Genomic DNA, 14533 nt, shown 5'->3' on the forward strand with positions numbered 1-14533 from the left:
CCGCGATCAGGGTCATCCCCGATGCCGCGCCGCCCACGACCTCCGAGAATCGACTCATGCCTTCTGCCCCGTCCCGCCCGCGCCTCGTGCGCGCCCTCCTCGTCGCCCTGGTCGGCGGCCTGCTCCTGGGCGGGCTCACCAGCCTCCTGCAGGGCTCGCTGCCCGGGCCGGTGAACTCCTTCGCCAACTCCTCGGGCGGCTGGTCGATGCTCGTCTTCGCGCTGGTGCGGCTCGGCGGCGCGCGGCCCGTGGCGGCGGCGGCGCTCGGCCTCCTGACCTTCTGGGCGCTCCTCGAGGGCTACGACCTGGTGACCGCCGCGCGCGGCTTCGGCTACTCCCCGCCCTTCACCGACGTGTTCTGGCTGCTGGCCGTGCCGGCCGGGCCGATCCTCGGCGCCGCCGCCGCCCTGACGCTGCACGGCTCGACGCCCTGGCGCGTGCTCGCGGTCGCCCCGCTGTCCGGCGTCCTGATCGGCGAGGGCGTCTGGGCCCTGCAGAACGTCGCCGACACCACCAGCCCGGTCTACTGGTGGCTCGAGATCGTCCTCGGCACGGCGTTCCTCGCTCTCGCGGTGATCCGGAGGCGACCGCGGTGGCCGATCGCCCTCGCGGCCGTCGCGGTCACGGCGGCGGCCGCGCTCGCCTTCGTCGTCGTCTACTCCGTCCTGTGAGCCGCCGCCGCCCCGGATCGCCCGCCCGATCCCTCCCCGTCCTCGCCGCCGGCCTCGCACTCGTGCTGTCCGGGTGCGCGGTATCGGGCACGCCCTCAACCTCGAGTCCGCCGACGGCGCTCCCGTCGATCTCCGCCGCATCGTCTCCGGAACCCGCCCCCGTCGACGTCTCCGCCGAGCTCGCCGCCCTCGAAGCCGAGTTCGACGCGCGGATCGGCGTCAGCGCCGTCGACACCGGCAGCGGCCGGCAGGTCCTGCATCGGCAGGACGAGCGCTTCGGCTACGCGTCGAGCATCAAGGCGCTGGCCGCCGCGGAGTTCCTGCGCAGCGTCCCCGTCGGCGAGCGCGACGAGGTCGTCACCTGGACCGCGGCCGACGTCGAGGCCGCCGGCTACTCCCCGATCACGAGCGAGAGCATCGACAGCGGGCTGCCGCTGGCGCAGCTGGCCGAGGCCGCGGTCCGCCGCAGCGACAACACGGCGCTGAACCTGGTGCTCGACCGCCTCGGCGGACCGGTCGCCCTCGACCGGGCCCTCGAGCAGCTCGGCGACACGACGACCGACGTGGTCGACGAGGAGCCCGCCCTCAACACGATCGCCCCGGGCAGCACCGCGAACACCACCACTCCGGCGGCGTTCACCGCCGATCTCACCGCCGTCGCACTCGGCGAGGCCCTTCCCAGCGCGGATCGCGCGCTGCTCCTGGACTGGATGAGCGGCAACGCGACCGGCGACGCGCTGATCCGCGCGGGCGCTCCCGAGGGCTTGACGGTCGCGGACAAGTCGGGCGGAGCGGGCGGCCTCCGCAACGACGTCGCCGTCGTCACGCCTCCCGGCCGCGACCCGATCGTGCTGTCCGTCCTGACCTCCCGCAACGACCCGGAGGCGGACTACGACGACGCCCTCGTCGCGCGGGCGGCGGCGGTCGTGCTGGGAGCTCTGGAGTAGCCGGACGAAGGTGAGCGGCTGTCTGCCGCTCCGACCCCCCTCGGGGTGGTGTGTCGCTCGTCAGGGAGTCCCTATCCTGACGAAGCTGGGAGGCTCCCTGAATCCTTCCACAGGCTCGGCACACGCTCCGGAGGTTCGCCCTCGGAGGTCCGCGAGCACGCGGTTCGCCCTCCCTCGGGAAGGTCGAGAAGCGCCTACCCGACCACCCGCTGCACGGCCGCTCCGGCGTCCGCGCCGCGGCGGCGTCACCGCGGCAGTGCCGCACCCCACAGCCCGGACCGCAGCGACGCGTCCTTCGGCACCGCTCCCCGGCGCGGCACCGATCCGCCGCCCGCTTCGAGGCTCCCTCGTCGACGCGCACCGGGCGACCTCCCGCACAGCACCAGTCCCCTCCCCGCACAGCACGAGTCGATCGGACGACACCACATGCCCCCGACCACCCGCTCCAGAACCGCTCTCCCCCTCCTCCGCCGCCCCAAGGACGCCCTGCGCGTCCTGGCGATCGCCGCCGCGGTGGCGATCGGCGTCACCGGAGTGTCGATTCCGGCCGCGTCGGCCGCGGAGGGCAGCGCCTCCCACGGGCCGGACGGCACGCACTACCCCTCGGCCACCCCCGACATCCGCTCCGGTGTCGCGGACTACACCGTCGTCGACGCCGCCGCGTCCGGCTCGGCGATCCGCAAGGCCCTCGACTCGCTCACCCGCACGCAGATCGCGGAGGGAGCCGTCGTCCGGGTCGCCCCCGGTCACATCTCCGACCTGTCCGCGCTCAACGGCTACCGCAACACCGGCAGCGAGAAGGTCCTGGTCACCGCCCGCGACGGCTTCCAGTCGGTCACCGGCGGCAACTGGGCGCTGCGCTCGGTCACCGGCATCACGCTCATGCGCTTCGACATCGACTCACTCGACGTGAAGGGCGCCACGAACGCCTCGTTCGCCTGGCTGCGGATCAACAAGAACTGGCTCGGCCTCGCCGCGTCGGCGGGCGTGCCGGTGCGCGACGTCGAGCTGATCGAGGTCGTGGTGCCGGACTCGACGGTCAAGAGCGCCGACTCCGCGCAGATCAAGGCGTTCTCGCCGGACGTGATGGGCGACGTCCTGGTCGAGGGCAGCTACCTGGCGCCCTCCTACTACGTCGACGCCGTCTACGGCGGGTCGAACCCGGCGCGACCGCACACGGACACCCTCCAGATCGAGGGCAGCGGCGTCACCGGCCAGATCACCCTCCGCGACACGGTCGTGTTCACCTCCAACAACAGCGCCGTCATCGTCGGCGGCGTCCGGAACGTGGCGTTCGAGGACTCGTTCATCGTCGGCGGCCCGCTCGCGATGAAGCGCTACCCGTTCCTGCGCGGCGGTGCCGGCTACGCCGGTGCGATCAACGGCGCGGGCAGCGTCAGCGCGATCCAGGGCACCGGAGGCGGCAACATCGACGCCTCCGACTCGATCCTCGCCGGCTCGCTCCAGCCGAAGTGGGACACCGTGACGAACACCGTCACGAACATCGCGGGCAAGACCGCCACCCGCGGCGGCTTCACGCTCGACAGCACGCTGAGCTCGATGAGCGTCGACGAGCTCGACTCGAGGACGCCCCGCCCGACCACGTCCCGCCTGGTCGGGATCTGGGACGACGTCGACACCTCGACGCCCACGCCGACGCCCACCCCGACCGTGACCCCGACGGCGACTCCCACGGCGACGCCGGAGCCGACCGCGACGCCGACGGCGACCCCGACGGCGACCCCCACCGCGACGCCCGAGCCGACCGCGACCCCCGAGCCGACGTCGACCCCGACGCCGACCAAGACCCCGGAGCTCCCCGCGGAGACGCCCGACGGTGAGGACGGCGGAAGCGGACCCGTCGCCGACACCACCGCCCCGAAGGTCGCGATCACCTCGCCGTCGGCCGGCGCCGTGATCAGCGGCTCGACCGCCGCCACCGTCACCGCGACCGACGACACCGCCGTCACCGGCGTGGCGTTCTACCTCGGCAACCTCAAGGTCGGCGACGGCACGAAGACCGGCGGCAGCACCTGGTCGCTGACCACCAGCACCGCCGGGATGCGCGGCACCTTCCCGCTCACCGCCCGGGCGACGGATGCGGCGGGCAACGTCGCCGCGAGCGCTCCCGTGACGGTGACGCTGCGCTAGCTCCCCGCGCTCAGCCCTGAAGGGCCGGCCCCTCGGCGACGAGGCGCCGGCCCTTCGCCGTCCCCACCGATCGCGCAGGCCCACAGCAGCCCCCGCACGCTGGTCGAGCAGCCGCGCAGCGGCGTATCGAGACCCGCCGTCCCCACACCCTCACCGGCCGCGGCATAGTAGAGCCCGAATCAGCGTCAGCGCCAGTGCCCCACTGACGGGGCACGTCCCGTACATTGGCCGTGGAAGCACGCCACCCCTCCCCTTTTCCTGCCGCGCTGCCTCCACCTCCCCCGTCGACTCCGACGCGCCGCCGTCCCCGATCCTCCTCCGCGCACCACCCGCCCTGCTCTCCCCGCACCGACCGCCCGGACCGCACCGCCGCGGGACTCCGAGGCCCCTTCAGGAGCCCCGGACCGTTCAGCGCCTCGAGGCTCCTGCCGCGCCGTGCTCCGGGCACCCCTTCCCCCGCTGCCCGACCCGATCGGAAGACACCCCATGTCACGAGCCACTCCCCCCAGGTCGTCCCCCTCCCGTCCCCTCCGCCCCGCCGCGCGCCACGCGCGCCCCCGAGCGAGGACCGCCCTCGCCCGCATCCTCGCGATCACCGCCGCCGTCGGGATCGCCGTCGGCGCGACAGTGCTCCAGGACGCACCGGCCGCCTCGGCCGCCGTCTCCGCCACGACCTCCGGGCCCGACGGCACGCACTACCCCTCGGACACCCCCGACATCCGCTCTGGGCTCCCCCGCGGCACCACCGTCGTGGACGTCGCGGCCTCGGGCCCGGCGATCCGCACCGCGCTCGACCGGCTCACCGCGAACCAGATCGCGAACGGCGCCGTCGTCCGCGTCGCCCCCGGCCGCGTCGCCGATCTCTCGGCCCTCAACGGCTACACCAACAGCGGGGCATCCAAGGTCCTGATCACCGCGCGCGACGGCTTCCGCTCGGTGACCGGCGGCGACTGGGCGCTGCGCGGAGTCACGGGCATCACGCTGATGCGCTTCGACATCGACTCGCTCGACGTCAAGGGCGCGAAGCACGCCTCCTTCGCCTGGCTCCGCATCGCCGACAACTGGCTCGGTCTCGCCGCGTCGGCGGGCCTGCCCGTCCGGGACGTCGAGCTGATCGAGGTCGTCGAGCCCGACTCGACGGTCAAGAACGCCGACTCGGCGCAGATCAAGGCCTACGCTCCGGACCAGCTGAGCGACGTCCTGGTCGAGGGCGGCTACTTCGCGCCCTCCTACTACGTCGACGCGAGGTACGGCGGCAACCGCGAGCCGCGCCCGCACACCGACACCCTGCAGATCGAGGGCTCCGGGATCACCGGCCAGGTCACGCTCCGCGACACCGTCGTCTTCGCCTCCAACAACAGCGCCGTGATCATCGGCGGCGTCCGGAACGTCGCCTTCGACGAGACCTTCGTCGTCGGCGGCAGCACGGCCGCGCAGCGCTACCCGTTCCTGCGGGGCGGTGCCGGCTCCGCGGGAGCGCAGAACGGCCCCGGCAGCCTCAGCGCGATCCAGGGCTCGGGCGGCGGCAACGTCGACGCGTCCGGTTCGACCTTCATCGGCTCGCTGCAGCCCTCCTGGGACGCGGTGACGAGCACGCGGACGAACCTGCCCGGCAAGACGGCGCGGTCGGGCGGCTTCACGGTCGACCAGAGCCTCGGCTCGCTGACCGCCGCCGACCTCGACGCCCGCAGCCCCCGACCGACCACGGCCTACCTCACCGGGATCTGGGACGCCGTCGACCTCCGCGGCGGCGGCAGCACCCCGGCGGCGACCGCGACTCCGAGCGCCGCGCCGACGTCGACGCCCACGACCGCCCCGGCGACCCCCGCTCCGGCACCGACGGCGAGCCCGTCCGCGCCCGACGAGCCCGAGTCGCCCGCGGAGCCCGAGCCCCCCGTGGAGGACACCACCGCCCCCGAGGTCGAGATCACCGCGCCGGAGCCCGGTGACGTGCTCGGCGGACCGGCGACCGCCACCGTCACGGCGACCGACGACGTCGCCGTGACCGGAGTCGTGTTCCTCGTCGAGGGCGTCGAGATCGGCGACGGCGTCCCGACCGGCGAGGACACCTGGTCGCTCGCCTCCGACACCGCGGGCGTGCAGGGCACGTTCGCGCTCACCGCCCGGGCGACGGATGCGGCGGGCAACGTGACCGAGAGCGCTCCGGTCACCGTGACGTTGCAGTAGCGTCCGCGCACCGACGAGGGGCTGCCGTGCTGACCGCACGGCGGCCCTTCGCCCGGCGCCCGGGCGACGCGACAGCCCGCGCCACTCGCGCCTCCTGCACTACACGACGGGGAGAAGGATGTGACACTTCCTCAGGTCACCCGCTTGCTCCGCCGAGCCCCCTACAGGAGTCGCAGATGCACACACGCCCACCGCAATCCCACGGACAGCGCCGACCGAGCAGCAGGCCGCTCGACGTCGCGGCGTCCCTCGTCCTCACTGTCGGACTGCTCGGCGCAGCCGCGCCCGTCGCCCAGGCCGAGACGACGCCGTCGACCGCGGCAGCCGCCACGCCGGCCGCCGGAAGCACCGCGTCACCGACCGGCACCCCGTCGCCCGCCCCGCTGGTGAACGGGGGGCTGACGACGTCGATCACGGCGACTTTCGGCAGCGCGCCCGACAAGATCCTGAACATCTACTCGAGGGTCCACTACGTCCTCACCGCCACGAACATCACCGACGCACCGCTCAACGTGGAACTCACCGACTCACCGGGCTTCGGGAACACCGTTCTTCTCGCTCCGGGTCAGTCGAAGGTCTTCTACGAGAGCGTGTTCCTCGGCGGTGACTCACTGCGCAAGGGCGTCTGGTCGGACCCGATCGAGCTCAAGACATGGACCACCTCGTACAACGAGACGACAACGGTGACGGTCGTTCCCGACATCCCCCTTCCGAGCGCGCAGGTGGAGAAGCGTGTCCCGTGGTTCTGGGAGCCGTCCGCGCTGAAGCCTGAGCCGAGCCCCAGTGCACCGAGCACCAGCGAGCCGATCCCGGAACCCGTCCCGGCGCCGACGGTCGCCACCCAGGAGATGACGGTGACCGTCACGGGGAGGTTCCTGACGAAGCCGGGCGAGCTCGTGAAGGAGGGCACTCGCGTCGAGTTCTCGCAGGACGTGAAGAACACGGGAGCGGTCGACATCACGAACGTCCTCGGGCACGACAAGCTCGCGGTCGGCGAGTCGTTCCACCTGACCACGACCGAGGCCGTCGTCACCGCGCAGAACATCAAGGACGGGTTCGTGACGCCGGACTCGGAGTCCTCGAACGAGATCCTTCCGGGCGGAACCCGGGTCATCGTGACGGCGCCGAAGCTGCCCATCCCCGACAAGGCTCCGGTGTCCACGGAGGCGCCGGACCTTGACGTGAAGGTCTCCGGCACGTTCCAGGTGAAGGAGGGTGAGCCCGTCGTCGCGGGCACGAAGGTGAAGTGGGTCGCCGCGCTCACGAACACCGGGGACACCGCTCTCCGCGACGTCAAGGTCGCCGACAGCGAGAAGATCGCCGAGCTGCCGGTCGGGAAGACCGGCGAGGTCACCTTCGAGAGCACCGTCAGCGAGCGGGACGCGGTCGATCACTCGGTCTCCGTCGCCGCTGCGGCGACGGCGACCACGAGGGACGGCTACGACTACTCGAAGCAGACCCTCGGCACCCTCGCGATCCCCGCGACGCGGTCTCGTCCCGCACCCGCCGCACCCCGACAACACCCTCGTCGGCACCGCCTACCGCCCCGACGCGCTCGCGATGGCGGTGCGCCACGCCTGGGAGGTGACGCAGGGCGTCCCCGTCCTGGTCACCGAGAACGGCATCGCGACCGCGGACGACAGCCAGCGGATCCGCTACACCGAGGAGGCGCTGCAGGGTCTCGCCGACACGATCGACGACGGCGTCGACGTGCGCGGCTACCTGCACTGGTCGCTCCTGGACAACTTCGAGTGGGGCCACTGGGAGCCCACCTTCGGCCTGATCGCCGTCGACCGCGAGACCTTCGTCCGCTCGCCCAAGCCCAGCCTCGCCTGGCTCGGCCGGGTCGCGTCGCAGAACGCGCTCGGCGCGGAGGTCGCCCGATGAGCGCCGCGTTCATCGACGCGACCGCCGTCCCCGTCGCGCAGCTGCTCGATCTGACCGGCCGCCGCGCGGTCGTCACCGGCGGCGCCCAGGGGCTCGGCCGGGCGATCGCCGCCCGGCTCGCCGAGGCCGGAGCCGCCGTCGCGGTCGCCGACCTCGACCTGGGCCGGGCCGAGGCCGCGGCCGCGGGGCTGCCCGGCTCGCGCGCCCTCGGGGTGCGGATGGACGTGACCGACTCCGACTCCGTCGCCGAGGCGGCCGCCCACGTCGAGGCCGAGCTCGGCGGCATCGACATCTGGGTCAACAACGCCGGGATCTTCCCGGCCGTCCCGGTGACGCAGATGTCCGACGAGACCTGGGAGCAGGTCTTCGCGGTGAACACCCGCGGCGTCTTCCACGGCTCCCGGGAGGCCGCCCGCCGGATGACCGACGGCGGCGTGATCGTCAACATCGTCTCGACCGCCGGCTTCCGCGGCACCGCGCCGGGACTCGCTGCCTACGTCGGGTCCAAGCACGCGGTCCGGGGCATGACGAAGCAGATGGCGCTCGAGTTCGCCCCGCTGGGGATCCGCGTGCTCGGCGTCGCGCCCACCTTCGTCCCCACCGAGGGCAACCTGGCCGCCGCGGCCGCGGGAGCCGCGGCGCTCGGCGACGGCCCGGCACCGGACATGCCCGTGATGACGAGCAGTCTGATCGGCCGGATCGGCACTCCTGACGACATCGCGCGCGTCGTCCTCTTCGCCGCGAGCGATCTCGCCTCGATCATGACCGGCAGCACCCTGCTCGCCGACGCCGGCCAGACGATCTGAGAAGCGGCGGCAGCGACCGCGCCCCGGGCTCCACGTCCGGGGCGCGGTCGCGTGCTCACTGCGGGACGCCCGCCGCCAGTGCCGGGAACTCGTAGACGAAGCCGCCGTCGGCGCCGCTGATCGTCGCGTAGGCCCGCGTCGCTCCGGGCTCGATCGCGATGTTCGTCGCAGAGCTCAGTCCGGTGGACTCGTCCGCCGGCACCGAGACGGTCTGCAGGAGCGCGCCGGAGGTGTCGTAGACCAGGATCTCCGGTCGGCTGTGCACGCCGACGTAGAGGTTGCCGTCGGCGTCGACCGCGATCGAGTCGACCTGGCCGATCCCGGGCGAGGCGTGGATCGCGGGGAACGCGGTCGCGATCTCGGCGCCGCCCTCGGCGAGGGTCATCCGGTCGATGCGGTTGCCGGTGTTCAAGCTCACCCACAGCTCGCCGTGGCCGGGCGAGAAGGCGATGCCGTTCGGGGACGGCAGCTCGCTCGCCAGCACGGTCGCCGCTCCGGTCGCCGGGTCGACGCGCACGACGCGGCCCGACGCCTCCCAGTACGGGTCCTGGGCGCCGGCGGCGTCGGTGACGTAGAGGGCGCCGTCCTCGCCGAAGGCGATGTCGTCCGGCTGCATCGCGACGCCGTCGACCGGGCCGGTGACGACGTCGCGGACGTCCTCGCCCTCGGCGGTCATGCTCCGCACCGACCCGCTGAGGAAGTCGGTGACGTAGAGCCGGCCGTCTCCGGGGTGGAACTGCGCGGAGGTGAGCGCGGAGGCGTCGTCGGTCCAGACGGGCTCGACGCTCTCCTCCTCCAGATCGATCCGGAGCACCTTGCCGGCGCCGGGCGGGGCGGTGACGTCGACGACGTAGAGGCTGCCGTCGGGGCCGAAGGTCGGGCCCTCGAGCAGGCTCATGCCGGTCGTCTCGTGCACCTCCGTCACCTGCAGCACCCGCTCGGCCGTGACGACCGACGGAGTCGCCGACGCGGGTGCGGCTGCGGGTTCGCCCGCGTCGGTGCAGCCCGCGAGGGCTCCGGCGAGCAGGACCGGGACGGCGATCGCGCGCCGCCTCATCGCGAGGCTCCGACGCTCGCGCCGACGAGGACGTCGTCCATGCCCTCGTCGCGCCAGGCGCGGAGCAGGCGGTGGAAGGCGATCGGTCCGGGGCTGTAGCTGGCGCCGCCGATGGAGCGGGTGCCCTCGCCGTTGTAGTAGCCGGGTGTGCACTCGGCCTGGAATGTGCGGGTGTCGAGGGCGGTCTCGTGCACGGTGCGCACCCACGCCTCCTCCGCCTCGGCTGTGGGCTCGAGGTAGCGGGCGCCGACTTCGCGGCCGCGGGCGATGACGGCGGCGATGTGCTCGGCCTGCTCGAGCAGGATGTGCGCGAAGTTGACGGAGTTGGCGTTCTGGATGCCGCTGAGGTGGAAGAGGTTCGGGAAGCCGTGCGTCGAGAAGCCGTGCAGGGTGCGCGGGCCGCGGGCCCACGCCTCGAGCAGCGTCCGGCCGTCGCGGCCGACGACGGGGAGCGTGCCGGACATCACACCGGAGATGCCGACCTCGAAGCCGGTGGCGAAGATCACGCAGTCGACCTCGAAGGCGGTGTCGCCGACGACGACCTCGGTCTCGGTCATCCGCGTGATGCCGCCCGTGTCGGCCGTGTCGACGAGGCGGACGTTCGGGCGGTTGAAGGTGGGCAGGTAGGTGTCGCTGAAGCCGGGGCGCTTGCACATGTAGCGGTACCAGGGCTTGAGCGCCGCCGCGGTGGCGGGGTCCTCGACGGTGGCGTCGACGCGGGCGCGGAGCCGGTCCATGGTGTCGAGGTCGGCGAGCTCGTCGCGGAGCTCGCGCTCCTCCGGCGGGAGCGAGGTGTCGACGGCGCCGGAGAGGATCTGGCGCTGCAGCTGGACGGTCTTGGTCCAGCCGTCCTGCACCAGCGACTCGTCGACGCTCTCGCCGGCGAGGACGGCGAGGAAGTTCTCCATCCGCTCGCGCTGCCAGCCCGGGCGCAGCGACGCGACCCACTCCGGGTCCGTCGGCCGGTTGTCGCGGACGTCGACCGTGGACGGCGTGCGCTGGAAGACGATCAGCTCGCGGGCGTCCTCGCCGACGTGCGGGATCACCTGCAGTCCGGTCGCTCCGGTGCCGACGACGGCCACGCGCTTGTCGGCGAGGCCGGTCAGCCCGCCGTCCGGGGTGCCGCCGGTGTAGCCGTAGTCCCAGCGCGAGGTGTGGAAGGTGTGGCCTCGGAAGGTCTCGATGCCGGGGATGCCGGGCAGCTTGGGCTGGGTGAGGGTGCCGGAGGAGGTGACGACGAAGCGGGCGCGGAAGGCGTCGCCGCGGTCGGTCTCGACGAGCCACTCCTCCGCGTCCTCGTCCCAGGTGAGCGCGGTGGCGCGGGTCTGGAAGAGCGTGTCGCGGTAGAGGCCGTAGTGCTCAGCGATCGCGACGGCGTGCCGGCGGATCTCCTCCCCCGGTGCGTAGCGCTCGGACGGGATCGTGCCGACCTCCTCCAGCAGCGGGAGGTAGACCGACGACTCGATGTCGCAGCGCACGCCCGGGTAGCGGTTCCAGTACCAGGTGCCGCCGACGTCGCCCGCCTCGTCCATCAGGCGCAGCGACTCGACCCCCGCCTCACGCAGCCGCGACGCGGTCAGCAGACCGCCGAAGCCGGCGCCGATCACGAGCGCCTCGACCCGGTCGGTCACCGGCTCGCGCTCGACGCGCTCCGTGTACGGGTCCTTCGCGTAGTAGCCGAACTCCCCCGCCGCGCGCCGGTACTGCGTCGCGGCGTCGGGGCGGGCCCGGCGGTCGCGCTCGGCGCGGTACCTCTCGCGGGCGGCCTCGAGGCGGCGCTCGTCGTCGGGGGTGAGGGCGTCGGAGGTCAGGGTGCTGTCGGTCATGCGGGCTCGCTCTCGTCACGCGCGCCGGCGCGACGACGGACCCCGGGACGGGGCGACGGCGGGACTCCCCCGCGGGCGCCGACACGACTCCGGATCGGTTTCTTGCTCTCCCAGAAGGTTAGCTTCGAACTAAGTGATCGAGCTGGGGATCCGCCCAGTCCTACGGTGGTTCCATGGATCCCCGCGCCCGCGCCCTCTCGGACATCGAGCGTCTCTCGATCGCGATCACGATCCGGTCGATCCCCCGCGTGCTCGCGCCGCTGCTGACCACCGACCTCACCATCCAGCAGCTCAAAGCGCTCTCGGTGATCGTCACGACCGAGGAGGGCGCGACCGGCGCGGGCCTCGCGCAGAGCTTCGGCGTCTCGATGCCGTCGATGTCGAAGCTCATCGACCGCCTCGTCGCGAGCGGCCTGGTCGTCCGCGAGACCGACCGGGCCGATCAGCGCGTCCGCCGCATCCACGCCACCGACCTCGGCCGGGCCGTCGTCCGCGAGCTGATGGCCGCGCGCCCGGAGCTCGGAGAGGACGTGCTCTCCCGCCTCTCGCTCGAGGAGCTCGAAGCCCTCGAGACCGGACTGCGCGCGATCAGCCGGGAGCTGCGCGTCTCGCGCGACGCCGCCGGCTGACCGCCCGAGTGCGGGCTGTGCGCGATCTCGCAGGGACCGTGCTCTCGACGACGGATGGCCGGGAAGCGAGGACGTCCGCGTACCCCTGTCGCACTCGTTGACACCGGCGGGGGACGACATTAGTGTCCCGAGTGCAGAAAAGTGCTACCGAGAACATCTGCATCCCCCGCCGATGACGTGCGCGCGTGCGGGCCCGGCGAAGAAGGGGTCCACCGCGCTCCGCGCCGGTGACCGGAGCTCCGGACCGGCCTCGTCGCCCAGCGCGAGGAGCGCGTCCGGGGGCCGGACGGCATCGCTCCCGCAGGGGCCGGGGAGATCCGCCGGCGACGGCTCGACGCAGGGCCCGGCGCCCGCTCGAGCACCGGTGCCCTCCGTTCGGGTCGGAGGGCACCGGCTCGCCCGCGCGCGCTTCGCGAGCAGGGGTCACAGCCTCGCGGCGACCGAAACACCGAAACTACTTTCTTTAACTCCCCGGGCTGGCTACGGTCGATCTCACCACCCGGAGGCCAGCGAAGACGGCTTCCTTGGGTGCGATTCACACTGCAAAGGAGCTCTCTGTGAGTAGATTTCGCAAGCTTTTCGGTCTGGCGGCAGCGGCCGCACTCGCCGCGACGCTCGTCGCCCCGACACTGCCCGCGTCCGCCGCGGGCAACACGCTCGTCGTCGATGCGGGCACGTCGATCGGACCCGTCACGCGGGTCGGCGCCGGCGGCCTGTACGCGCTGGCCACGCCGAACGACCCGGCACCGGGCCTGCTGACGCCGCTGCGCCTCAAGCAGCACACGCAGCCGGCCCCCGGAGTCGGCCAGCTCGGCAACGGAGCGACGACGCCGACCGGCGACGTGCTGAAGGTGGCCGGCACCTTCACCCGGGACGGAGCGCAGTCCTACGCGCGGATGCCCGACGTGTACCCCGACTTCCCGTACCGCTGGATCAGCTGGGCGGACTGGACGCAGAAGATCGACACGATGGTGAAGGCCCGTCTCGACGCCACCGCCACCACGAACATCAACGGCTGGGAGCTGTGGAACGAGCCCGACGGGACCTGGGACACGGCGAAGGCCGGCCCCTACCTCGACGGCTGGACCCGCACCTACCGGCAGGTGAAGCTCCAGGACACGATCACCCCGATCGTGGGGCCTAGCTACAGCCGCTACTACCCCGACCTGATGCGCTCGTTCATGGCGCGGGCGAAGGCCGACGGCACTCTGCCCGACGTCGTCGTCTGGCACGAGCTCGATGACGGGATCTACAACGACATCGACGAGCACGTCGCCGACTACCGCTCGATCGAGCGCGATCTCGGCATCTCGCCGCGGCCGATCTCCATCAACGAGTACGGCTCGCCGAGCCAGATCGACACGCCGAGCGTGGCCGCGCACTTCATCGCCCAGTTCGAGCGCACCGGGATCCACGACGCCGAGCGCGCCTACTGGTACGAGTCCGGCACCGTCGGCGGCCTGGTCTGGAACAACCGGCCGACCGGCTCCTACTGGCTCTACAAGTGGTATGGCGAGATGGCCGGGAACATGCTCGCCGTCACGCCGTCCGGCGACCTGGACGGCTTCGCGTCCTACGACTCCAGCCGAAAGATCGTGAATGCGGCCTTCGGCGGCACCTTCGGCGACAACCAGGTGCAGGTGAAGGGCCTCTCCGGATTCGGGACCTCGGCCAAGGTGGTCCTGAACTACACGCCCCGGTCGGGCCGCATGACCAACGTCGACGCGCCCACCACGGTGTCGACGCAGACCCTGCCGATCACCAATGGGACCGTCACCGTCCCCGTGACGAGCCAGGACTACCTCGGCGCCTACCAGCTCGTCGTCACCCCGGCAGCAGGTCCGACGACGAGCTACCAGCAGGTCTACGAGGCGGAGAACGCGACCGTCGTGAACGCCGCGCTGCTCTCCTCCGGCTCGGCCTCGAACGGCGGCTACGTCGGCCGGATCGACGGCTCGTCGAACGCCCGCAGCGACAGCTTCGTCGACTTCGTCGTCGAGGTGCCGACCGCCGGCAGCTACGGGCTCGGGATCCGCTACGCCAACGGCGGAGCGAGCACCTCGACCCAGGGCCTCGCCGTCAACGGCAGCGCCTTCAGCACCGTCTCCTACCCGTCGACGGGATCGTGGGGCGCCTTCGGCTCCTCCGTCTCGCGGCAGGTCGATCTGAAGGCGGGCTTCAACGTGATCCGGCTCGCGAAGGGGTCCCCCTTCTTCGCCGGCGGCTCCGGGTTCGCGGAGCTCGACAGCATCACGCTGACGCGCTGAGCGACGCGGCCGTCCGGAGGCGCGTCGACGCCTCCGGACGGCCGTGCTCGGCCGAACGGTGACCTCGAGCGCCGGGCATGCCGGAGCCGGGTCATGGGCGGCTGC

General features: G+C 72.7%; 11 protein-coding genes. 8 read left to right on the top strand and 3 right to left on the bottom strand.

From position 1 onward, the window contains the following. Positions 1-56: 56 nt before the first annotated feature. The 4 genes from MT355_RS15430 to MT355_RS15450 all read left to right on the top strand — a co-directional run bounded on the left by MT355_RS15430 (position 57) and on the right by MT355_RS15450 (position 5956). Entirely contained in the window at positions 57-671 is a 615-nt protein-coding gene (locus tag MT355_RS15430; RefSeq protein ID WP_243600219.1) for a DUF6518 family protein, read from the top strand. Next, positions 668-1618: a class A beta-lactamase gene (gene bla / locus MT355_RS15435; protein WP_243600220.1), complete on the top strand. Its 951-nt coding sequence runs from the start codon at positions 668-670 to the stop codon at positions 1616-1618. The genes MT355_RS15430 and bla overlap by 4 nt, the downstream gene beginning before the upstream one ends. 426 nt (positions 1619-2044) lie before the next feature. Next, positions 2045-3769: an Ig-like domain-containing protein gene (locus MT355_RS15440; protein ID WP_243600221.1), complete on the top strand. Its 1725-nt coding sequence runs from the start codon at positions 2045-2047 to the stop codon at positions 3767-3769. Between the two features lie 486 nt (positions 3770-4255). After that, positions 4256-5956 (top strand): Ig-like domain-containing protein, encoded by a 1701-nt coding sequence (locus tag MT355_RS15450; protein ID WP_279392418.1) that lies wholly within the window; start codon positions 4256-4258, stop codon positions 5954-5956. 580 nt (positions 5957-6536) lie between these two features. On the opposite strand, the gene MT355_RS15455 is transcribed toward MT355_RS15450, so the two are convergent. Further along, on the bottom strand, positions 6537-7235 hold the full coding sequence (locus tag MT355_RS15455; protein WP_243600222.1) for a hypothetical protein: 699 nt from the start codon (positions 7233-7235) through the stop codon (positions 6537-6539). 131 nt (positions 7236-7366) lie between these two features. Here MT355_RS15455 and MT355_RS15460 point away from each other — a divergent pair, with 131 nt between their 5' ends. Together MT355_RS15460 and MT355_RS15465 are read left to right on the top strand one after the other, a co-directional pair. Then, the gene (locus MT355_RS15460) at positions 7367-7843 is read left to right on the top strand and encodes a family 1 glycosylhydrolase (RefSeq protein ID WP_308197409.1); all 477 of its coding nucleotides are present in this window, start codon (positions 7367-7369) and stop codon (positions 7841-7843) included. Then, positions 7840-8649, top strand: a complete 810-nt coding sequence (locus MT355_RS15465) for an SDR family NAD(P)-dependent oxidoreductase (RefSeq protein WP_243600223.1) — start codon at positions 7840-7842, stop codon at positions 8647-8649. The genes MT355_RS15460 and MT355_RS15465 overlap by 4 nt, the downstream gene beginning before the upstream one ends. A gap of 55 nt (positions 8650-8704) precedes the next feature. Here MT355_RS15465 and MT355_RS15470 read toward each other — a convergent pair whose 3' ends face one another. Together MT355_RS15470 and MT355_RS15475 are read right to left on the bottom strand one after the other, a co-directional pair. Further along, on the bottom strand, positions 8705-9706 hold the full coding sequence (locus MT355_RS15470; RefSeq protein WP_243600224.1) for an SMP-30/gluconolactonase/LRE family protein: 1002 nt from the start codon (positions 9704-9706) through the stop codon (positions 8705-8707). Then, positions 9703-11532, bottom strand: a complete 1830-nt coding sequence (locus MT355_RS15475) for an NAD(P)/FAD-dependent oxidoreductase (RefSeq protein ID WP_243600225.1) — start codon at positions 11530-11532, stop codon at positions 9703-9705. Before MT355_RS15475 ends, MT355_RS15470 begins: the two co-directional genes overlap by 4 nt. A 173-nt stretch (positions 11533-11705) precedes the next feature. Here MT355_RS15475 and MT355_RS15480 point away from each other — a divergent pair, with 173 nt between their 5' ends. Further along, entirely contained in the window at positions 11706-12161 is a 456-nt protein-coding gene (locus MT355_RS15480; RefSeq protein ID WP_243600226.1) for a MarR family transcriptional regulator, read from the top strand. A gap of 557 nt (positions 12162-12718) precedes the next feature. Then, a complete protein-coding gene (locus MT355_RS21650) occupies positions 12719-14428 on the top strand; it encodes a CBM35 domain-containing protein (protein ID WP_243600227.1) in 1710 nt (569 codons plus the stop codon). Positions 14429-14533: the final 105 nt, after the last annotated feature.

The sequence above is a fragment of the Rathayibacter sp. VKM Ac-2929 genome (assembly GCF_022815495.1).
Classification (GTDB): domain Bacteria; phylum Actinomycetota; class Actinomycetes; order Actinomycetales; family Microbacteriaceae; genus Rathayibacter; species Rathayibacter festucae.